Genomic DNA, 20,395 nt, shown 5'->3' on the forward strand with positions numbered 1-20,395 from the left:
AGCCTTGGCGCGGATGATCGCGGCGGAGTCGTTGGCGGTGACGGCGCGGGCTTCGATGGCGGCAGCGGCGCCGGCACCGTCGAGGCGGTCCATGTTGGCTTCGGTGGCGTGGCCGGCGTTGGCGCCTCTGATCACCGCTGCACCGGTGTCTTCGTTGTCGACTTCATCCCAACTCAGCATTGAAATACTCCTTCCTGGTCTGTGCTGACGGTGTGTGAACCCGTCCAAAAATAAGTGATTTGCAGGCTTCAAGGCATTGAAATACTGCGCATAGTGTGGTCAGCATTTTACGAGTTCGCACACTATGTAGTGGTTGTTTGTTGGCGTGGGCACACTATATGGGGTGTGATCAGCATGGTCAACGGACAACGTGTGCGGTTTTAGGTCGCTGCCAGGCGCCGGGTCCGCTATAACGCCGGGGTTCACTGGGCACATTTGAAATCGCCAGGGAATGAAAAAAACGGCTGATCGGCCTCGCTACGCAGGACGACGCCAGGGCTCGTCTGAAAAGGAGCCCCGACCGCCGAAAAGTTCTACATCTTGAGTGGTTTTCGAACTTTCGGCGGGGACGTTCGGCCGTGGGAAAAGCGCGGTGATCCTTCGAGATCATCAAGATGGAGCGGGTATTGTGAGAGGAGGGCAACTTACGCTGATTAAATTGTTACCACGTTCTCCACACGCCATCTTGATTGAAAAAATGTAATTTGGATTTGACCGTTAAATGAGCATAGTAGTCTGCAGGTTTCGGCTCTCTCGCATACCGACCGTTCTTGTCGGCCTTAAATGAAACAGACTCCCCCGGGCCGATAGTGTATTGGGTTTGCCCATGCTTGACTTTGAAACTTTGGTCGGCTGTTGTTTTTATAATAACTTGATGGCCCTCATGCACATTTTCGGTTGGGAGAGTGATTGACTCCTGCCAATTGCCATTGGCTACTTCCACGTAGGTTCGATAAGTGAAAGGAGGAGGCATCACGCCAGTAACCAATGATTGTGCGCGATAGAACTGACCTGTTGGGCGCAGCATTTCCCATGAGCCGGTCTTGGCGCTGTACTGAAAGTCTATGGCATCGCCTTTGGTTAGTTGCCACACCGTAGGGTCGGTGACATCGGACGTCTTGATATCTATCGGAAGATCCGCATCAGAGTGCAGTCTGATGATATCGCCGTTTGTTCCTTCGATAGGCAGCCTGGCCTGCGGTCTCCAGTTGTGCCTATTCAGGGAAACGACAGCATGGGAGGTGCCGAGCAAGATCTTTGAGCCAATCCACTGCGTTTCGCTGGTCTCTTGAGGCTGCCAGGTTTTGGTCTCTGCGGAGTATTTGAGCGCGCGTTTTTCGCCAGGGTTGATGATGCCTAAATAATTGAATTGGCCGGTATTGTCGTCAATGATTTTGCTCTTGTTAAGTGCCGTTGAGTTAACGATAACGATGTCGTTGTCCTTGGGCTCTTTTGGCAGATTGATGTAGTAATTCCAATGCTCGTTATTCACCGAAACAACCGTGACAGGAGTATGGGCGGAGACCACTTGCGAAACGATGCTGGAGGTTGGCGTTATGTTAGGGAGTGCTACATGGCTGACAGATTGGTTTTGTGCGGTGTGGCCGCTGTTGAATGTTTGAGAGAGAGGTAATGCTTCATTCCGGGCTGTTTGTGGGGTTTCTGGTGGGGGGGGGCTGAACAGGATTATTGGGTCCCGATGGTTGCTGCAATGTTGAAACCAGAACATCGCCCGCCCGTACCTGGCCCACGGTCTTGATCAGCAAGCTCGCCTGGCCGTTGCCGGTCAAATCTACTGCCAGGCTGCCCTGGCCGGTTATTGCGTTGTAACTCAGCACGACGTCACCGGCTTTGCCGGTAAAGTTCGCTACAAAGTTTAAGCTTCCGATTCTGTTGTTTCGCAGTACGCCGGAAAGATCGATTTTGTCGGTCCCGCTGCTGAAGTCGGTAATAAGATCCGGGTTTTCGGGGGTAGAGTCGCTGACGTCATCATAGATGAAGGTGTCGGCACCATTGCCGCCCTCCAGACTGTCCGCGCCGGCGCCACCCTTTAGTCGATTGTCTACGTGATTACCAATCAATAAGTCGTCGCCTGCTCCGCCCACGGCGTTCTCCAGGGTCACGCCCCTTGCGATGGAGACGTTGCCTTTCATTCCCCCCACATCGGAAAACGATCGTTCGTAGAGGTTGATTTTCTGGTTCTGGGAAAAACCGGAAAAATCGAGGGTGTCATTGCCACCACCGTCCCAGACACAGAATAGTGCTTTGTCTTTATCAGACTTGAGGCTAAGAAAGTCGCGACCACTATTGGAGTTGAAACCGTAAACAGTATCCGTGTTCCGTGTTTTCAAGTTGGCGCCATACATTTTTTGAACGGCGGCAATATCGTGCATCATGGCGGCTGCGGGGCGGTCGCTCTTTGATTGAACGCCTATGTGGGGGCTCATTATCGTGTAGTCGAGGTTGTCCTTGGTGTGAAATGCCGAATCCTGCGGTTTGCCGGAACTGTTGACGTGTTGTGTTGTTCTGGTTTGAAGTGGCGTACCGAGTCCTAACGCTCCGCCAATCAGGGTGGTTAATACGCCACGCTTAACATCGTTGTGATCAAAGTCAGAATCTACTGTGGATGCGCCCAGTATAGCAAGGGACGCGTGGGGGGCGCCGGGATAGTTCGAAATAATGCCACCGCTTTTTATGTGTTCAGTTTGTCTAAATACTATTCTGTGGTCATTATGTTTGTGTTTTCCCACTATCGTTCGGGTATCGTTTGATGAGGTGGGTTCTGGAAGCTCTGTAAATGTTACGTTGGCCAGGTCTTCCCAGGCTTGGATGGCTCTCCGGGTCTGGTGTTTTTGATTGGCGTTGAACTCGGTAGGTGAGTGATAGTGGAAATGATCTGATTTGGATTCTGAGAAGAACTCGTAAAGAATGTTAGTGACCCCGTCTAAGTGGCGATCATGCACTTTTTCTTTAATTATCAGGTTTACAGCGTCCTCTGTGGTCAGGGACGCTTTTTCAGTAACGATCGGTGCTATTGGGCGTGTGTGGATATCGGGTGATGAGTTTGTCAAACGGTTAGGCGTGCGAGTGCTTAATGAGTCAGTCATGGGTTAAGTAACCTAGTGTATTGAGATGTTCTATGTGTGTTGTTGCTATTATATTGTTTTGCTTAAAATATCACCGGCGTTGATTTTGCCTTGGGTATGAATAAATAGGTCCGCTTTTCCGTTTCCGGTCATGTCTATCCCAAGTGTGCTTTCGTTGCTTGTTGAATTATGACGGATAACCGTATCCCCCGAGCGCCTGGTAAACTGAGTGACAAAATTCAAACTGTGAACACCGGCCTTTTCAAGCGCTTTGGAAACGTCAATCGTGTCAACGCCGGTTTTAAAATCCAGTATCTGGTCCGGTCGTTGAATGGTGGAGTCACTGGCGTGCTCATATACAAAAGTATCCCTGCCTGATCCGCCCACGAGCGTATCTGCGCCAGCACCGCCGGTTATCAGATTGTCCCCATGGTCGCCACGAAGGACATCGTTGTCTTTAGTGCCAATGACGACACTGACGGAGGGCGGTACGACGATCGGTGCCGGGGGCACGTAACCATCGGTGCGTCCTCCGTCGGGGTTGATGCGCGGGGGAGATGCGTCAACGGGTTTGTATGTCGAGGGGACCTGTACTACGTCTGCCGGATATATCTTTCCATGGGTCTTGATGAGGAAAGTAGCTTGACCCTTGCCTGTCAGGTCTATCGTGAGAGTGCCTTCATTCAGCTTCTCATCGAAGCCAAGCGCTGCCTCGCCAATCCTCCCGGAAAAATGAGTGACGAAGTTGAGACTATTTACGCCACTTTTTTTCAGTAAAGTGGACACGTCAATACTGTCAATACCGCTTATAAAGTCGGTAATAAAGTCTGGGTTTTCCGGGGTAGAGTCTGATGTGGTGTTATAGATAAAAAAATCTTTCCCTTTGCCGCCCGTTAGTCTGTCCGCACCCGCGCCACCAGTGAGCCTATTGTCGGCTGTGTTGCCGATCAGATGGTCATTGCCGTGGCCACCAACGGCGTTTTCCAGGGTAACGCCTTTGGCAATGGAGACATTCCCCTTCAGTCCGGCCACATTGGAGAATGTTTGCTCGTTTAGGTTGATGTGTTGGTCTGCCGTGAACTCCGAACAGTCCAAGGTATCATTCCCGCCGCCATCCCAGATGCAGAGAACGGGGCGGTCATCCGTCGATTTGAAAGTCAAAGCATCCCGATCGGTATTAGAGTTGAAGCCGTAAGTCGTATCGGTATTTCGAGTGGTGTAGTTGGAACCGTAGATTCTTTGTATCGCGCTTATGTCATCCATCATGGGTGTCCACGGGTGGCCGCCACTGAAGTGTTGGCCGTTTTCCTGTTCTTCAAAATAACTCATGATGGAGTGGCCTCTGGTGTCCTCAGCATAGAGGGCATCTTTTGCGTAGTTGGCGCTCCCGTTATAGTGTCCAGGATGGGGTAGTCCTAGATTGTGCCCAAATTCATGCATGGCAACGAAACCACCCGCCGACCTGGGGCTCAGGTTTTCATTTGGATTTCTTAATCCCAACCAAACATCCGCTGTTCCGATAGCTGCCTTTCCCCCAATGCCATGACCTAAATGTTTGCGTACCGCAAGTAAGCCTTCCGTGTCGGGGTTGTCACTATAAAACTTTGTATCGCCCAGCCACTCACCTTTCGGCGGGTTTTCTTTATAGCGTATATTGGCGATATCTGACCAACTCTGCATTGCCTTTCTAAGGCCGTCTTTTTGCTCTTCAGTAAAGTTGGTGTGGATGTCTGCTTGATGAACTGGGTCCTTGAGGTCGAATTCGTAGTAGATAGTTGTATGGCTGTCTCGATTTTTATCGTGCCAGGTCGCGCCATTTCGAGAAATAATTCTTCCGGCTTGAGTAGTGTCGAGCGACATTTTTTTATCCTTCCCAGCGTCATCTTCCGCTTCCGGTTCGTGCTCGGAAACGCGAGGAAAGTAATGGGGCGCTTGTAGCGGTGTGCGGGTGGGGAATGTTGAAGTATTGGGCATGATAGATGTTCGGTTGTAAGGGTGAGTGTATTAGAGATATAGGTGCTGGCATTGTTTGTGCGCAGTATATGTACGATGCCAAAAAATGCTGTTGTTCACTATAGGGGAATTGTTGCGAGAAGCGTTTTAAACGTGGTTTTGATTTTTTGTTACTGGTTGAAATGCGCTCTATTAAATTTGGAAGGCGTAGCAGGCAAATATTATTAGGCGTTCGGCTATCAGATGATTTATTAGGGTGGATGACGTGATGTATTCAGCAACCTTTATTTATTGTTTGATTGGTTTAGCTTCGTTGTACTCGCGAACCATGGTCGAAATGGCAGAGACAGTTCGCGGTCGTACCGGGCTCCGATTTGGGCATCAAGCAGTGTAGTAGGGCGCGGGCAGGCCTAAGGGGCGGCACAGTCCGCATGAACATTCAGTTGAAAGTCATGGTGTCTCGCCGCGATATTAATTAGAATTAATCTCATTTGAGACTCAATCGCGCTGCGCAGGTTGCTTGCCATGAATGATGCTGTTGTCCCTTCGCACGCCGCCGAACCGACGTTGTCGAGCCTGTATCGCGACCATCGCAGTTGGCTGGAAAGCTGGCTGCGGCGGCGCCTGGGCAATGCCTGGGATGCGGCTGACCTGAGCCAGGACACTTTCGTGCGGGTGCTCGCCAGTGCCCAGCCGCTCGCGCAGATGCAGGAACCGCGGGCCTATCTGGTGACGGTGGGGAAGCGCCTGCTGGTCAATTTTCATCAGCGACGCAGCCTTGAGCAGGCTTATCTGACCGCACTCGGCAACCTGCCGCCAGCCTGCGTGCCATCTCCCGAGCAGCGCTGGCTGGTGTTGGAAACCCTGCAAGCCCTGGATGAATTGCTCGACGGCTTGCCTGCACTGGTGCGCCGGGCGTTTCTCTGGAGTCAACTGGAGGGCCTGGGCTATCGAGAGATTGCCGAGCGGCTTGAGGTGTCGGAGCGCACGGTCAAGCGTTACATGGCGCAAGCCTATGAACATTGCCTGCTGGTGGACCTGTGAACCGTGAGGTTGCGCGAGCGGCCGCGCAATGGCTGGCGCTGCTGGAATCGGGGGCGGCCACTGAACGCGATCATGCTGCGTTGCAGCACTGGCGCGACAGTCATCCGCAGCACGAACACACCTGGCAGAAAGCTCAGGCCCTGCGCCAGCGCTTCAGCGCGCTGCCCCAGGCGTTGGCGATGGCCAGCCTCGACCGCCCGCAAGTGGGGCGGCGGGCGTTGCTCAAGCGTGCGTTGGGCGTGGCGGCGCTGGTGCCGACGGCCTGGTTGATCAGTCGCCAGTTACCTATAGATAGTTGGCGCGCCGACCTGCACACCGCCACCGGCGAGCGCAGACGCCTGCCGTTGGCCGAGGGCGGCAGCCTGCAACTGAACACCGCCACGGCCGTGGATGTGGACCCGGCGCAACGGCGCATCACGCTGGTGGACGGCGAACTGGCACTGAACGTGCCGGGCGCACACGCGATGACGCTACGCACGCGCTACGGCGAGGTGCGGGTCAGTCAGGCCGAGGTGTGCGTGCGCCAACTGGCTGCCGGCTGCCGGGTGTCGGTGCTCAAGGGCCGCGTGCAGGTGCGCGACGTGAACGGGCAACTGGCGACGTTGCAGGACGGCCAGCAAGCGCCATTAAGCGCCGGCGGGCTCGGTGCGCGGGTGCCGTTCGATGTGTTGCAACTGGGCTGGCGCGACGGCGTGCTGACCGCACAGAACCAGGCTCTGGGGGATTTTCTGCGCGAGCTGGCGCGCTATCGCCCAGGCGTGTTGCGCTGGGCGCCGAACCTGGAGACGTTGCGGGTGACGGGCAGTTTTCGCCTGGATGACACCGACCGCATCCTCAGTCTGTTGGCCTCGAGTCTAGGGTTCGAGGTGCAGGCGCGGACGCGGTATTGGGTCACACTCACTTGAAGACACTGGCGATCAAAAATGTGGCAGTTGTTTTGTTTCGTTTCGACGGAAGGTTTCAGACACTGGGGCCCAGCAGGCTGACGGCTTCGCGTGGTTGCAAGGCCAGCCCACGCATGTTTACGTGGTTTCGAGCGGAGAAGGCTGTAGCGGGGAGGGCAAGCTGTTGATCGACTGTTGGCGGTGAAACAGTTTTTATATATCCGTATGGAATAAACAAATAGTTATATATTCCTTTTAATGTTTTTGTGGGTGGCGCACTTTGAGGCTCTGCACATTCGTGCAGATCGACCTAACAGCCAAAAGGAAAGCCGACATGACCATTAAAGCGATCAACGTGCGTAATCAGTTCAAGGGCGTGATCAAGGAGATTCTGCTGGGGGAAGTGGTGTCGGAAATCGACGTGCAGACCGCGTCCGGCATCGTTACTTCAGTGATCACCACGCGCTCGGTGCGTGACCTGGAGTTGAAGGTGGGCAGTGAAGTGATTGCCTTTGTGAAATCGACTGAAGTTTCCATCGCCAAACTCTAAAGACTTGCGTAATTCACTGTAGGCGCCCGCTTGCCGGCGATGGCGGCGCTGTCGACGCCGAGGCTCTGGTCGCCGGTGTTCTGGCTGGCAACTACGCCGCAGAGGGACTCGAAGTCCTGGCTGAGTCGAACCTGTCGGAGTATTCAAAGGGTGCATGGTTTTTATGAGCGTTGGTGCAGGGTATAAAATAAGATAAATGCCTGGAACTTAGTGAGGGGGCGCTGCAGGTAGTCAAACAGTTTGGGAGTGTCGTTGTGGGTTTCGACCTTCTTACTGTTGGCGCTGTTTTTGAGCCGCGTATGGAGCTGCGTACCGATCTTGGGTGGAAGGGGGCAAGGGCATTGGTCGCGCGTATTCTTTAGTGTTTGAGTTTCAGGCGTGCAGTCGAAATATATTGTTATCAAACGATAATGACGGTAAATAGATAAGTCTGACAGTTGAATGCTTTTTGCTTTGCTAGTGTTTTCCGATCAAGGCATTCATCTATACAGGGAGGTTAAGTCGATAATGTCATACTAACGACCCCCTATAAAGAAGATGGAGCGGACAAAGTAGCCCGATACGCGGGGCACGTCGTTAACTTCAAGACGAATACGATCTCGATAAAAACCCAGGAATCAAATACGGAAGGGGTGAAGAAAATCGCGCATTTCCAGTCTTTTTCCAATGTGACTACGGTTGAACGACTGCAAAGTTTTATCCAGGGTAATGATGAGAACCATATGTTCACGCTCAACGGTCAACTCTGGCTGGCGTGTTTCGCCCACCGGTGATTTATCCGTTGATACGAGCGGCGATACGCCGTGGAATAGCCGCGCACTTGTCTTCAACAATGCCTTTTCCAGCGATACGGAGGATGATCGGGCACGACCAATGTTCATCACCAACGACGGTGTGACTATGGTGATAAATGCGCCACGCCAAGCGGGCTCATCCATCCGGACTGTGCAGGTGAGCAGCATGAAAGTTGAAACTGGTCATCCTCAAACCTGACGCACGCCCAAGGGTGGGCCAACACCATCGAACGACTGGCCCCGGGAAGGAGCCAGTCAGTTTTAACGGGTGAGCAAGCTGCGTTCCATCCGCTGCAGACCCTCTTCCAGCAACGCCCGCGGGCAGCCGAAGTTCAGGCGCACGAACTGCTGGCAGTCATCGCCGAATTCGATCCCCGCGCTCAAACCGACCTTGGCCTGTTCCAGGAAGAACTGTTGCGGGTCGTCCAGGCCCAGGGCGCTGCAATCCAGCCACGCCAGAAAGGTGCCTTGAGGCGCATGCATGACCACGCCGGGCAGGCGGCTTTTTACCGCGTCGAGCAGGTAGTCGCGGTTGGCCTGCAGGTACTGCAGCAACGCCTCGAGCCAGTCGCCGCATTGGCTGTAGGCCGCGCGGGTGGCTTCCAGGCCCAGGGGGCTGACGCTGTCGACCATGCCGCAACGCGCCTGGTTGAAGCGCTCGCGCATCTCGGCGTTTTGCACTACGGCAACACAGGTCTTCAGGCCGGCCACGTTGTAGGCCTTGCTCGCGGACATCAGCGTGATGGTGCGCTGGGCGATTTCCGGGCTGAGGCTGGCGGTGGGGATGTGGCGACGGCCGTCGAAGCACAGCTCGGCGTGGATTTCATCGCTGATGATCAGCGCGCCCTGTTCCAGGCAGGCATTGGCTACTGCGAGCAGTTCTTCGCGGGGGACGACTTTGCCCACCGGGTTGTGCGGGTTGCTCAGCAATAATGCGCCGGCCCCGGTCAGCGCCTGGCGCAGCAGCGGCATCGGCGTGATGTACTGCGCGTTGACCAGCTTGAACGGCACTTCGATGCGCGGCAGGTTCCAGTTTCCGGGCGCCAGGCGAATCGGCCGATAGTTGGGGGTTTGCAGCACCACCGCTTGGCCGGGCTGCACGAAGGCATGCAGCGCCATATTGAAACCGGGTTCTACCCCGGGCAGAAACAGCAATTCGTCCGGCTGCACGCGCCAGGCGTATTTGGCCCACAGGTCGGCAACGATGGCCGCGCGCACGTCCGGGCCGGCCACGCTGTAGCCGAGAATCTGCTGGTCGAGGCGCTGGTGCAGGGCTTGAAGCACGGCGGGTGGCGCGGCGATGTCCATGTCGGCGATCCACATCGGCAACACGTCGGGCGGGTAACGGTTCCACTTGGTGCTGCCGGTGCCGAGGCGGGGGTGGATCGTGTCGAAATCAAAGCTCATGGGGAGGCTCGTGTCGGAGAGTCAGGTGAAGAATGGCGCCGATTCTAGCGCCATTGGCCGTCGAGGCCAGCGCTGAATCGTTCCGTGACCGACAGGTTCTGTCACAAAAACGCCACTGCGCTGGGGATTGCATCCAAGTCGGGCTATTTTGGTGCATCTCAATAACCCGAGTAGCCAAGGATGAAATACCAACCCTTCAGCCGTACTTTGATTGCCACTGCGCTGGTATTGACGGTCAGCGGTGTGCAAGCCGCCTCCCAGGCCCCGGTGGCCGGTGAAAATGGCATGGTGGTAACGGCCCAGCATCTGGCCACGCATGTCGGCGTAGATGTGCTCAAGGCCGGCGGCAACGCGGTGGATGCCGCCGTGGCCGTGGGCTACGCGTTGGCAGTGGTGTACCCGGCGGCGGGTAACCTGGGCGGCGGCGGCTTCATGACCGTGCAACTGGCCGACGGGCGCAAGACCTTCCTCGACTTCCGCGAAAAAGCCCCGCTGGCCGCCACCGCCGACATGTACCTGGACAAGGCCGGCAACGTCGTCGAAGGCCTGAGCGCCAAGGGCCACCTGGCCGTCGGCGTCCCCGGCACCGTGTCCGGCATGGAGCTGGCCCTGAGCAAATACGGCACCCTCAAGCGCGCCCAGGTGATTGCCCCGGCGATCAAGCTGGCGGAAAACGGCTTCGCGCTGGAGCAGGGTGATATCGACCTGCTGCACACCGCCACCGGCGAGTTCGAAAAAGACAAGGACCTGCGCGCAATCTTCCTGCACAACGGCCAGCCGTTGCAGGTCGGCCAGAAGCTGGTGCAGAAAGACCTGGCCAAGACCCTCAAGGAAATCTCCGCCAAGGGCAGCGACGGTTTCTATAAAGGCTGGGTCGCCAAGGCGTTGGTGGATTCCAGCCAGGCCGGTAAGGGCATCATCACCCAGGCCGACCTCGACAAGTACAAGACCCGTGAACTGGCGCCCATCGAGTGCGACTACCGGGGCTACCATGTGGTCTCGGCACCGCCGCCGAGCTCCGGTGGCGTGGTGATCTGCCAGATCATGAACATCCTCGAAGGCTACCCGATGGCCGACCTGGGCTACCACTCGGCCCAGGGCCTGCACTACCAGATCGAAGCCATGCGCCACGCGTATGTGGATCGCAACAGCTACCTCGGCGATCCGGACTTCGTAAAGAACCCGATCGAACACCTGCTGGACAAAAACTACGCCACGAAACTGCGGGACGCCATCGAGCCGAACAAGGCCGGCGACTCCCAGGCGATCAAACCGGGCGTAGCGCCCCATGAAGGCAACAACACCACCCACTATTCCATCGTCGACAAGTGGGGCAACGCGGTCTCGGTGACCTACACCCTCAATGACTGGTTCGGTGCCGGCGTGATGGCGAGCAAGACCGGGGTGATCCTCAACGATGAAATGGACGATTTCACCGTCAAGGTCGGCGTGCCGAACATGTACGGCCTGGTCCAGGGTGAAGCCAACGCCATCGCACCGGGCAAGGCGCCGCTGTCGTCGATGAGCCCGACCATCGTGACCAAGGATGGCAAGGCGGTGATGGTGGTCGGCACGCCGGGCGGCAGTCGCATCATTACCGCGACCTTGCTGACGATTCTCAACGTCATCGATTACAAGATGAACATCCAGGAGGCCGTCGACGCGCCGCGTTTCCACCAGCAGTGGATGCCGGACACCACCAACCTCGAGACCTTCGCGGTCAGCCCGGATACGCAGAAGATCCTTGAGAGCTGGGGCCACAAGTTTGCCGGGCCACAGGATGCCAACCACTTGGCGGCGATCCTGGTGGGCGCGCCGTCCCTGGACGGCAAGCCGGTCGGCAACAACCGTTTCTATGGGGCCAACGACCCGCGTCGCAATACCGGCCTGTCCCTGGGCTACTAAGCGCCGCAACTCACTGTAGGAGCGAGCTTGCTCGCGAAGAGCGTCAACGATAACGCGGGCATTCTGGATTAACGCGGTGTTCTTGCGTTTTTCGCGAGCAAGCTCGCTCCTACAGTATCTGTTTGACGGCTGCGAAGGCTTTGGCGCGGCGTTCTTCCCAATTTCCCCTGATCACCACCAGGGCCTGGCGATGCTGCTGCATCCAATCCAGGCTGTGCTGGAAAAACGCCTGGCGGTCGGCCAGTTCCGGCTGGCAACGCTGGCCGTCGGCGGTCCATTCCACGTCGTTGGGGGACAGCAGCAGGTGCAGGTCGTAGTGGCGGGCCAGCAGTTCGTCGTCAAGCCATGTCGGATAGTCGCCGAACAGGGTCTGGCTCCAGAGTCTGTTGGTCAGCAGGTGCGTGTCGAGGATCAGCAGCGCAGGGCGCTCGGCGCGGGCGGCATCTTCCCAGGCCAGTTGTCCACGGGCGATGGCCGGGATGTCGGCCAGCGTGGTGTCGCGCTGATGGTGGTCGATGAAGTGCCGCACGTACTCGCCCACCATCAGCCCGCCGAACTGCATTTGCAACTGCGCGGCCAACCAGCTTTTACCGCTGGATTCGGGGCCGGCCAGGACCACCACCTTCATGCGCGCAACGCCGCGTCGGCACGCCATTCGCGCCAGCCTTGCACGGCGATCGCGGTGAACAGCGCATAGAGCGCGGCGGTGAGGTAGAGGCCTTTATAGAGGAACAGCCCGACGAAAATCACATCCACGACAATCCACAATGGCCAGCACTGCACGCGCTTTTGCGCCATCCACATCTGCGCCACCAGGCTGAAGCCGGTGAGGGCGGCGTCGAGCCAGGGTTGGGCGGCGTCGGTCCAGTGAGCCATGGCGGCGCCGAGCAACAGGCTGCCGACCGCGCCGATAGCCAGGCTGGTAAGGATCGCGGACCAGCCCAGGCTGGTGACTTGGCGACCTGGCTTGATGTCCCCGGCGCGTCGGGTCCACTGCCACCAGCCGTAGACTTGCAGGGCGGCGTAGACCACCTGCAACAGCATGTCGGAATAGAGTTTCACGTCGTAGAACACCCAAGTGTAGAGCAGCACCATCACCAGGCCGATGGGCCAGCACCAGGGGTTTTGTTTGACCGTCAGCCAGACAGCGATCACCCCCAGCGCGGCGGCGAACAGTTCAAGCCCGGACATGGTGGTTCCTTGGGAGAGAGGGAAAGGGCGGGGATTGTAACCAATCTTCAAAACACAGGAAGGCAAATGTGGGAGGGAGCAAGCCCCCTCCCACAGTTTGAGTGGCGTCAGACTTTGAATTGACGCAGCAGGCCGTCGAGCTGCTCGCTCAACCCGCGCAAGTGTGCGCTGGCCACGCTGGACTGTTCGGCCGCCACTGCCGTGTTGTGGGACAACCCGGCGGCCTGGGTCACGTTCTGGTTGATGTCCTCGACCACGTGGGCCTGTTGCAGGGTGGCGCTGGCGATCGAGGCATTCAGGCCATTGAGGTTGCGCAGGGCCTGGCCGATGGCAGTGAGGCTGGCCCCGGCCTGGCCGGCCTGTTCGATGGTCAGTTGCGACGCGCTGTGGCTGTCGCTGATGACCTTGACCGCCGCTTCCGAGTGACCTTGCAGACGCTCGATCATGACCTGGATTTCAGCAGTGGATTTCTGCGTGCGTTGGGCCAGCAGCCGCACTTCGTCCGCCACCACCGCAAACCCGCGGCCTTGCTCACCGGCACGCGCGGCTTCGATGGCGGCGTTGAGGGCGAGCAGGTTGGTCTGGTCAGCGATGGAGCGGATCACTTCGAGCACGCCACCGATCTGCGTGCTTTCGCTCGACAGGGTGCGAATCACTTCCACGGCCTGGCTGATGGTGGTGGACAGTTGGTCGATCTGCTGCAAGCTGCTGTCGATGTTCACTTGGCCTTGCTCGGCCTGGGCCTGGGCATCGCGCATTTCGCTGGCGGCGTGCTCGGCATTCTTGGCCACGTCCTGCACGCCGTAGGTGACTTCATTGACCGCGGTGGCCACCAGTTCCATCTGTTGCGACTGTTGCTGGCTGCGGTCGTGGGCCTGGCTGGCGTTGTTGCCCAGCTCAGTGGAGGACTGGCCCAGCGCATTGGCGCACATCTGCAACTGGCCGACGACGTGGCGCAGCTTGGCGGTGAAGCTGTTGAAGTGCTGGGACAGTTGGGTGACTTCGTCGCGGCCATGGGTGTCGAGGCTGCGCGTCAGGTCGCTCTCGCCGCTGGCGATACTGGCCATGGCATTCACGGCGGCCTGCAGCGGGCGCACGATGCTGCGCACAATCAACGAGACCAGCAGGGCCATGACCACGGCGATGCCCAGGCCGACCCCCGAGGCTTTCCACACTTGCGCGTTGAATTCGGCTTGCACGTCATCCACATACACGCCGGAGCCGATGATCCAGCCCCACGGTTCGAACAACTGGATATACGAGGTTTTTTCTATCGGCGTATCGGCACCCGGTTTCGGCCAGCGGTAATTGACGATACCGGCACCCTTGGCCTTGGCCAGGCTCACGAACTCGTTGAATATCGCAAAGCCGTCCGGGTCGCGAATCGACGAGAGGTTCTGGCCATCGAGCTTGGGGTTGGCCGGGTGCATGATCATCACCGGCGTCAGGTCGTTGATCCAGAAATATTCGTCTTTGTTATAGCGCAGGCCGCGCACCGCGCTCAGGGCTTGTTTTTGTGCCGCTTCACGGGGCATGACGCCGCTGGTTTCGAGGCTGTGATAAAACGTCAGGATTCCACTGGCGGTCTGTACGACGTGTCGGGTCTGCAGGCTTTTGGCTTCATAGAGGTCGTCATGGATCTGTTTGAGCATCAGCAAACCCAGGGCCAACAGCATCAACACGGCAACTACCAGGATCAACCAGAGACGGCGGCTGATCGACATATTGCGTAAACTGTTCATCGTCCTGTCACTCCGTGCTTTTTATAATTGTCGGCGCTGCATCGACTTTTACGCCTTGTCTGATAGGCTTTCGGCCTGAAATCGAAAAACCTGAGTACTGCCTGATTTTTCACGGAATTTTTGCAGACCGGCGTTGATTATCAGCATCGGGCCTTTTTGTGCGCTCGTCGTCAGTGAACCATTAAAAAGACTAACGAGGCTTGTCTTAGAACAAGACCTTTGGGGGACGTATGGATTTGTGGACCGCCGCACAGGCGTTGATACTCGGCGTGGTAGAAGGGCTGACGGAGTTTTTGCCGATCTCCAGTACCGGCCACCAGATTATCGTCGCCGATTTGCTTAACTTTGGTGGCGAACGCGCCATGGCGTTCAACATCATCATTCAGCTCGGCGCGATTCTGGCGGTGGTCTGGGAGTTTCGCCGCAAGATCCTCGACGTGGTGACCGGTTTGCCGACCCAGCGCAATGCGCAGCGCTTTACCGTCAACCTGCTGATCGCATTCCTGCCGGCCGTGGTGCTGGGGGTGATTTTCGCTGACCTGATTCACCATTACCTGTTCAACCCGATCACCGTCGCCACGGCGTTGGTGGTGGGCGGCATCGTGATGTTGTGGGCCGAGCGGCGCGAGCATGAAGTGCATGCCGAGAGCGTCGATGAGATCAGCTGGAAGGACGCGCTCAAGGTCGGTTTTGCCCAGTGCCTGGCGATGATCCCGGGCACCTCGCGCTCGGGCTCGACCATTATCGGCGGCCTGCTGTTCGGCCTGTCGCGCAAGGCTGCCACCGAGTTTTCGTTCTTCCTGGCCATGCCGACCATGGTCGGTGCGGCCGTGTATTCGGGCTACAAGTACCGCGACCTGTTCCAGCCGGCTGACCTGCCGGTGTTTGCCATCGGGTTTGTCACCTCGTTCATCTTCGCGATGATTGCGGTCAAGGGCCTGCTCAAGTTCATCGCCAGCCATAGCTATGCGGCATTTGCCTGGTATCGGATTGCATTCGGCTTGCTGATCCTGGCGACCTGGCAGTTCGGCTGGATCGATTGGTCCGCGGCCAAGGCATGATGATTCAGCACCCACGCCTGAAGGCGCTGATCTTTGCGCTGTTGTGCGCGGCGCCGTTATTGGGCTCGGTATTGGTGTGGCATCGCGGCGAGACCGTGCTACCGCTGGCGGCCTATGGCGTGGTCAGCGTGATTGCGTTTTTGCTGTACTGGAGCGACAAGCACAAGGCGCGCACCGACGCTCGGCGCATTCCCGAAAACATCCTGCACGCCGTCGAGCTGGCGGGCGGATGGCCGGGTGCGCTGATTGCCCAGCAGGTGTTCCGGCACAAGACGCGCAAGGTCTCGTATCAGGTGCTGTTCTGGGCAATCGTGCTGTTGCATCAGGTGTTCTGGCTTGACCAGTTGTTCCTCAGCGGCACGCTGGGGTCAGTCCTCTAGCAACAACCCGACCTGCGTGCGCTTGGGCAACTTGCTCACCACCAACTGGTGAGAGCGCTGCAACAGGCCACGCAACTCCTCGGTGCCCAGCGGGTAGGGCGTGTTCATGATGATCCACTGCGCGCGCGCCAGGTACGGCGCCGGGTGGATGCCCGGGCGGTCCACATGGCCGAGGAACAGTTCCTTGTCGACCTTGAACGCCAACGAGTCACCCCGCAGGTTCTGCAAGGCGAACATCTTGTTGCCGGCAATCGAAAACACTCGCACGCCACCCCATTTATAGTCTTCCCGCGCGCCGGGCAGGCTCAGGCAGAAGTGCGCGACTTGTTCTTCGGTCATGCTCATAACAGGCGGTCTCCACAGCTTTTAAAACCTTCTTCCAGGTAATCGATCCACGCACGAATCGCCGGCAGCACGCCACGGCGATGCGGGTACACGGCCTGCAACCAGCCGCCCGGCAGCGACCATTGCGGCAGCAGTTGCACCAGTTGGCCGCTGGCCAGTTCTTCTTCGCAATACATCATCGGCAGCACGGTGAAGCCCAGGCCCTTGAGTGCGCTGGCTTTGCGCACGATGAAATCATCGATGCCCAGGCGGGCTTCCATCACCAGGTCTTCGGCGTTGCCTTGGGGATCGAGCAGGCGCAGGTGGACCATGCGGTCGGCTTCCAGGGCGCCGAGCACCGGCAATTGTTTGAGGTCGTCGAGGTTGTCGACCTGTCGGCCGCGCATGAAGTCCGGGCTGGCGACCAGCAGCGTCTGGGCCTGGCGCAGGCGCTTGGTGACCAGCAGCGGGTCTTCATCGCCGAGCTCGCGCACCCGCAACGCCACGTCAATGCCTTCGGCCACCAGGTCGATGCGGCGGTTGACCAGGGTCATTTCCAGCTGCACCTGGGGGTGGGCGGCGAGAAACCCGGCGACCAGCTCCGGCAGGATGTGCTGGGCCATGCCCACCGGGCAACTGACCCGCAGCCGCCCGCGGGGTTCGCTGGACATGCTGGCCACGGCTTCATCGGCCATTTCCGCTTCCAGCAGCATCGCCTGGCAATGGCGCAGGTAACGCTCGCCGACGGCGGTCAGGGTCAGTTGCCGGGTGGTGCGCTGCAGCAGGCGCGCGCCAAGGCGTTCTTCCAGCTCGGCGATCCGCCGCGACAGGCGTGACTTGGGAATCCCCAGCAGGCGCCCGGCCGCCGCGAAGCCGCCGGCTTCCACGACTTTGGCGAAATAGTAGAGGTCATTGAGGTCTTGCATGCTCGGCCTATTGTCCTGTCAGTAGGACGAACTATCGCATTTCAACTACCTTATCGGCTATTGGTTTCATGCGTAGGCTTAACACCATCTGATTCGCACCGCTGATCTTATTTGGAGCTTACCCATGAAACTGTTGCACATCGATTCCAGCATCCTCGGCGACAACTCGGCTTCGCGCCAGCTCAGTGCCGGCGTGGTCAAGGCCTGGCAAGCGGCCGAGCCGGGTGTGGAAGTGACTTACCGTGACCTAGCCAGCGAAGCTATCAACCACTTCTCCGGCGCCACCCTGGCTGCGCTGGGCACGCCGGCCGAACTGCGCGACGCCGCGCAGCAGCACGAAGCCGACCTCAGCGCGTCGACCCTGGCTGAGTTCCTCGCCGCCGACGCCGTGGTGCTGGGCGCGCCGATGTACAACTTCACCATCCCGTCCCAGCTCAAGGCCTGGATCGACCGCATTGCAGTGGCCGGCCAGACCTTCCGCTACACCGAAGCCGGCCCGGAAGGCCTGTGCGGCAACAAGAAAGTCATCATCGTCTCCACGTCCGGCGGCCTGCATGTTGGCCAGGCAACCGGCGTGGCCCACGAGGAATACTTGAAAGTCATGCTGGGCTTCCTCGGCATCACCGACATCGAATTCGTCCGCGCCCAGGGCCTGGCGTATGGCGATGAGTTCCGCAGCAAGTCCCTGAGCGACGCCAACGTTGTCATCAACGAACAATTGTTCGTCGCCGCGTAAGGCTTGTGTAAATTTCGCTGTTGCTCGGTTTCAATCTGAAGCCGGGCGCCTAAACTCTGTATTCTGCTCGCCTGAACGCGACCGGAGTACGGAGTTTTTTCGTTGGCCCGCTGACTTTACTTTGGCCCAGGTTATGCACGCATGGGTTTATCACTCGGTGCGAGTACCTTGAACCATGGACATCTTGAATAGACATGCCGGTTATCGCGCAGCAAAGGTGGACATCCTCATGATGCGTCTTTGTGCTGTTTTGGTTCTTTCCCTGCTTGGCGGCCTGGTTTCAGTGCACGCCGCGCCTGCGCCGCACCCGCATTGGAGTGTGGGCTTCCACCGCATGAGTTTTCTCGACCCGCTGGATCTGCAGCCAATGAATGCCATCGCGTTCTATCCGTCCACCGACGTTGAGCACACCACCCGGTTGGGTGGATATCACGTGGCCGCCACGGAAGATTCGAAGATCGCTATCGGCCGTTTCCCGATGCTGATGCTGTCCCACGGCAACACAGGGACGCCGCTGGCCCTGCATGACCTGGCGACCTCCCTGGCGCGCAAGGGCTTTGTAGTCGTGGCGGTGCTGCACCCCGGCGACAACTACAAGGATCACAGCCGCCTGGGCACGTTGAGCAACCTGTATGGGCGGCCGATCCAGATCTCCGAAGCGATCACCGCGACCCTGGGCGACCCGATGCTGTCACCGTTCGTCAACGTCGACCAAGTGGGTGTCATCGGCTACTCGGCCGGTGGCGAAACCGCGTTGATCCTGGCGGGCGCCAAGCCCGATTTCGACCGCCTGCGCCGCTATTGCCAGGAGCGTCCGGAAGACCGCGACGCCTGCACCACCAAAGGCGAGCTGGTGGTGGACCGTGATGACCTGCAGCCACAAGCCGACCCACGCATTCACGCGTTGATGTTGATGGCGCCGCTGAGCTTGATGTTCGGGCGCCACACCCTGGCCGACGTCCACGTGCCGGTGCTGCTCTATAGCGGTGATGGCGACAAGCTGGTGGCGGTGGACAAGAACGCCGCCGCCCTGGCGCGCAAGCTGCCCGAACCGCCGGACTTCAAATTGCTGGCCGGGGCCGGGCATTTCGTGTTCATGGCGCCCTGCGACAGCGATCAACTGGCGCTGATGCCGGCGATCTGCACCGATGCCGATGGCGTCGACCGCGAAGGCATTCACCGCGATCTGACCTCCGAAGCCGGGCGCTTTTTCGCTCACACCCTCGGGCGATCCACCCGTGCCGGCCTGCAGACGGCGGATCAGTAAGCGCGACGTTTGAGCAACAAAGTCACGCCCAAGGCGCTGAGCGACAGCAGTGCGGCGCAGAAGAAGATCCAGCCGTAGCCGAGGTTCAACGCCACCGCCCCCATCAAGGGCCCGGCAATCGCCAGGGCCAGGTCGAAAAACACGGCGTAGGCACTCAGCCCCGCGCCACGGCTGCTGTTGGGCACCTGCTTGATCGCTTCCACGCCCAGCGCCGGGTACACCAGCGACAAACCGAAGCCGGTCAGCCCTGCACCGATCAATGCCACGCCGGTAGACGGCGCGAGCCACAACAGCGTCAGGCCCAGGGTCTCGATGATCATGCACCCAATCGCCGCGCGGAAGCCGCCAAAGCGGCTGATGGCCGAGATAAACACCAGGCGCGAAACGATGAAACACACGCCAAATACCGTCAGGCAATAGGCCGCGCCAGCCCAGCCGCGATTGAGGTAATACAGGGTGATAAAGGTGGTCAGGGTGCCGTAGCCGATGGACGCCAGGCACAGGCTGGCGCCAAACGGGGCGATACGCCCGAACACCGCCCAGAACGGCAGGCGCTCGCCGCGGACCACCGGCACTGACGGTTTATTGCGGATCAGCACCAGGCCCAGCGCCGCCAGCACCGACAGGGCGATGCCAAGGCTGTTGTAGCCGTATTCGGCGACCATTACCACGCCCAGCGGCGCGCCAATCGCGATGGCGCCGTAGGACGCAATGCCGTTCCAGGAAATCGAGCGCCCCGTATGCTCGGCGCCGACCTGGCCCATGCACCAACTGATGGTGCCCACGCCAATCAGGCCCTGGGCCACGCCGAGCAACAAACGAGCGACGATCAGGATGCCCAGGCTCAACAGCGGCAGGCTTTGCAGCAGTGTTGCCAGCAGCGTCAGCCCGCCGCTGGCCAGGATGCCGCCCAGGCCGAGCACGATTGCACGTTTGGTGCCCACGCTATCGGACATGCGCCCGGCCATGGGGCGGCTGAGCAGGGTGGCGAGGTATTGCGAACCGATGGTCAGCCCGGCCACCACCGCACTGAAACCCAGTTGCTCGTGTACGTAGCCTGGGATCACCGCGATCGGCAGGCCGATGCAGATAAAGGCAATAAAGGTGTAGAAGACGATGGAGACGATCTGCAGGGTGATCGACAG

19 protein-coding genes and 1 pseudogene are annotated in these 20,395 nt (G+C 58.7%); 8 read left to right on the top strand and 12 right to left on the bottom strand.

Annotated elements, in window-relative coordinates; all coding sequences use genetic code 11:
- The 4 genes and pseudogenes from INT12_RS28820 to INT12_RS28835 form a co-directional block, all read right to left on the bottom strand.
- Window positions 1-180, bottom strand: a pseudogene (locus tag INT12_RS28820) (ribonucleotide-diphosphate reductase subunit beta); the annotation flags it as partial.
- 481 nt (window positions 181-661) lie between these two features.
- Window positions 662-1,729 (bottom strand): hypothetical protein, encoded by a 1,068-nt coding sequence (locus INT12_RS28825; protein ID WP_413469023.1) that lies wholly within the window; start codon window positions 1,727-1,729, stop codon window positions 662-664.
- Window positions 1,638-3,107 (bottom strand): M10 family metallopeptidase C-terminal domain-containing protein, encoded by a 1,470-nt coding sequence (locus INT12_RS28830; protein ID WP_193041190.1) that lies wholly within the window; start codon window positions 3,105-3,107, stop codon window positions 1,638-1,640. Before INT12_RS28830 ends, INT12_RS28825 begins: the two co-directional genes overlap by 92 nt.
- Before the next feature lie 48 nt (window positions 3,108-3,155).
- Window positions 3,156-5,060 carry a M10 family metallopeptidase C-terminal domain-containing protein gene (locus tag INT12_RS28835; RefSeq protein ID WP_193059120.1) on the bottom strand — a complete coding sequence of 635 codons (1,905 nt, stop codon included), beginning with the start codon at window positions 5,058-5,060 and terminating at the stop codon, window positions 3,156-3,158.
- A gap of 504 nt (window positions 5,061-5,564) precedes the next feature.
- On the opposite strand from INT12_RS28835, the gene INT12_RS28840 reads away from it, so the two are divergent.
- The 3 genes from INT12_RS28840 (at window position 5,565) to INT12_RS28850 (ending at window position 7,517) form a co-directional block, all read left to right on the top strand.
- Window positions 5,565-6,083 (top strand): sigma-70 family RNA polymerase sigma factor, encoded by a 519-nt coding sequence (locus tag INT12_RS28840; RefSeq protein ID WP_017847246.1) that lies wholly within the window; start codon window positions 5,565-5,567, stop codon window positions 6,081-6,083.
- Window positions 6,080-6,988 carry a FecR domain-containing protein gene (locus tag INT12_RS28845; RefSeq protein WP_079443667.1) on the top strand — a complete coding sequence of 303 codons (909 nt, stop codon included), beginning with the start codon at window positions 6,080-6,082 and terminating at the stop codon, window positions 6,986-6,988. Before INT12_RS28840 ends, INT12_RS28845 begins: the two co-directional genes overlap by 4 nt.
- A gap of 313 nt (window positions 6,989-7,301) precedes the next feature.
- The gene (locus tag INT12_RS28850; RefSeq protein WP_003173733.1) at window positions 7,302-7,517 is read left to right on the top strand and encodes a TOBE domain-containing protein; all 216 of its coding nucleotides are present in this window, start codon (window positions 7,302-7,304) and stop codon (window positions 7,515-7,517) included.
- 617 nt (window positions 7,518-8,134) lie between these two features.
- Here INT12_RS28850 and INT12_RS28855 read toward each other — a convergent pair.
- Both INT12_RS28855 and INT12_RS28860 read right to left on the bottom strand, forming a co-directional pair.
- Entirely contained in the window at window positions 8,135-8,479 is a 345-nt protein-coding gene (locus INT12_RS28855; protein WP_169886696.1) for a hypothetical protein, read from the bottom strand.
- A 93-nt stretch (window positions 8,480-8,572) separates the two neighbouring features.
- Window positions 8,573-9,718, bottom strand: coding sequence for a MalY/PatB family protein (locus INT12_RS28860; protein ID WP_193059121.1), 1,146 nt, complete (start codon window positions 9,716-9,718; stop codon window positions 8,573-8,575).
- Window positions 9,719-9,898: 180 nt separating this feature from the next.
- Between INT12_RS28860 and ggt the strand changes: the two genes are divergently transcribed.
- Entirely contained in the window at window positions 9,899-11,623 is a 1,725-nt protein-coding gene (ggt, locus tag INT12_RS28865; protein ID WP_017847249.1) for a gamma-glutamyltransferase, read from the top strand.
- A gap of 109 nt (window positions 11,624-11,732) precedes the next feature.
- On the opposite strand, the gene INT12_RS28870 is transcribed toward ggt, so the two are convergent.
- From INT12_RS28870 to INT12_RS28880, 3 genes are all read right to left on the bottom strand, one after another.
- On the bottom strand, window positions 11,733-12,251 hold the full coding sequence (locus tag INT12_RS28870; protein ID WP_193040603.1) for an AAA family ATPase: 519 nt from the start codon (window positions 12,249-12,251) through the stop codon (window positions 11,733-11,735).
- A complete protein-coding gene (gene pnuC / locus INT12_RS28875) occupies window positions 12,248-12,814 on the bottom strand; it encodes a nicotinamide riboside transporter PnuC (RefSeq protein WP_017847251.1) in 567 nt (188 codons plus the stop codon). Before pnuC ends, INT12_RS28870 begins: the two co-directional genes overlap by 4 nt.
- Window positions 12,815-12,921: 107 nt before the next feature.
- Window positions 12,922-14,556, bottom strand: coding sequence for a methyl-accepting chemotaxis protein (locus INT12_RS28880; protein WP_017847252.1), 1,635 nt, complete (start codon window positions 14,554-14,556; stop codon window positions 12,922-12,924).
- A gap of 230 nt (window positions 14,557-14,786) precedes the next feature.
- Here INT12_RS28880 and INT12_RS28885 point away from each other — a divergent pair, with 230 nt between their 5' ends.
- Both INT12_RS28885 and INT12_RS28890 read left to right on the top strand, forming a co-directional pair.
- A complete protein-coding gene (locus INT12_RS28885; protein WP_017847253.1) occupies window positions 14,787-15,617 on the top strand; it encodes an undecaprenyl-diphosphate phosphatase in 831 nt (276 codons plus the stop codon).
- Window positions 15,614-15,997 carry a DUF1294 domain-containing protein gene (locus INT12_RS28890; protein ID WP_017847254.1) on the top strand — a complete coding sequence of 128 codons (384 nt, stop codon included), beginning with the start codon at window positions 15,614-15,616 and terminating at the stop codon, window positions 15,995-15,997. The genes INT12_RS28885 and INT12_RS28890 overlap by 4 nt, the downstream gene beginning before the upstream one ends.
- On the opposite strand, the gene INT12_RS28895 is transcribed toward INT12_RS28890, so the two are convergent.
- Complete coding sequence (locus tag INT12_RS28895; RefSeq protein WP_046383220.1) at window positions 15,986-16,342, bottom strand: MmcQ/YjbR family DNA-binding protein; 357 nt, start codon at window positions 16,340-16,342, stop codon at window positions 15,986-15,988. The genes INT12_RS28890 and INT12_RS28895 overlap by 12 nt on opposite strands.
- Complete coding sequence (locus INT12_RS28900) at window positions 16,339-17,247, bottom strand: LysR substrate-binding domain-containing protein (RefSeq protein WP_193040604.1); 909 nt, start codon at window positions 17,245-17,247, stop codon at window positions 16,339-16,341. The genes INT12_RS28895 and INT12_RS28900 overlap by 4 nt, the downstream gene beginning before the upstream one ends.
- Window positions 17,248-17,371: 124 nt before the next feature.
- Here INT12_RS28900 and INT12_RS28905 point away from each other — a divergent pair, with 124 nt between their 5' ends.
- Together INT12_RS28905 and INT12_RS28910 are read left to right on the top strand one after the other, a co-directional pair.
- Window positions 17,372-17,983: an FMN-dependent NADH-azoreductase gene (locus INT12_RS28905; RefSeq protein WP_193040605.1), complete on the top strand. Its 612-nt coding sequence runs from the start codon at window positions 17,372-17,374 to the stop codon at window positions 17,981-17,983.
- Between the two features lie 229 nt (window positions 17,984-18,212).
- Window positions 18,213-19,250, top strand: a complete 1,038-nt coding sequence (locus INT12_RS28910) for an alpha/beta hydrolase family protein (RefSeq protein WP_193040606.1) — start codon at window positions 18,213-18,215, stop codon at window positions 19,248-19,250.
- Here INT12_RS28910 and INT12_RS28915 read toward each other — a convergent pair.
- Window positions 19,244-20,395 (bottom strand): MFS transporter (locus INT12_RS28915; protein ID WP_226926343.1); only part of this gene is annotated, 1,152 nt, incomplete at its 5' end. The genes INT12_RS28910 and INT12_RS28915 overlap by 7 nt on opposite strands.

It is taken from the genome of Pseudomonas sp. K8, from assembly GCF_014889455.1.
Taxonomy (GTDB): Bacteria; Pseudomonadota; Gammaproteobacteria; order Pseudomonadales; family Pseudomonadaceae; genus Aquipseudomonas; species Aquipseudomonas veronii.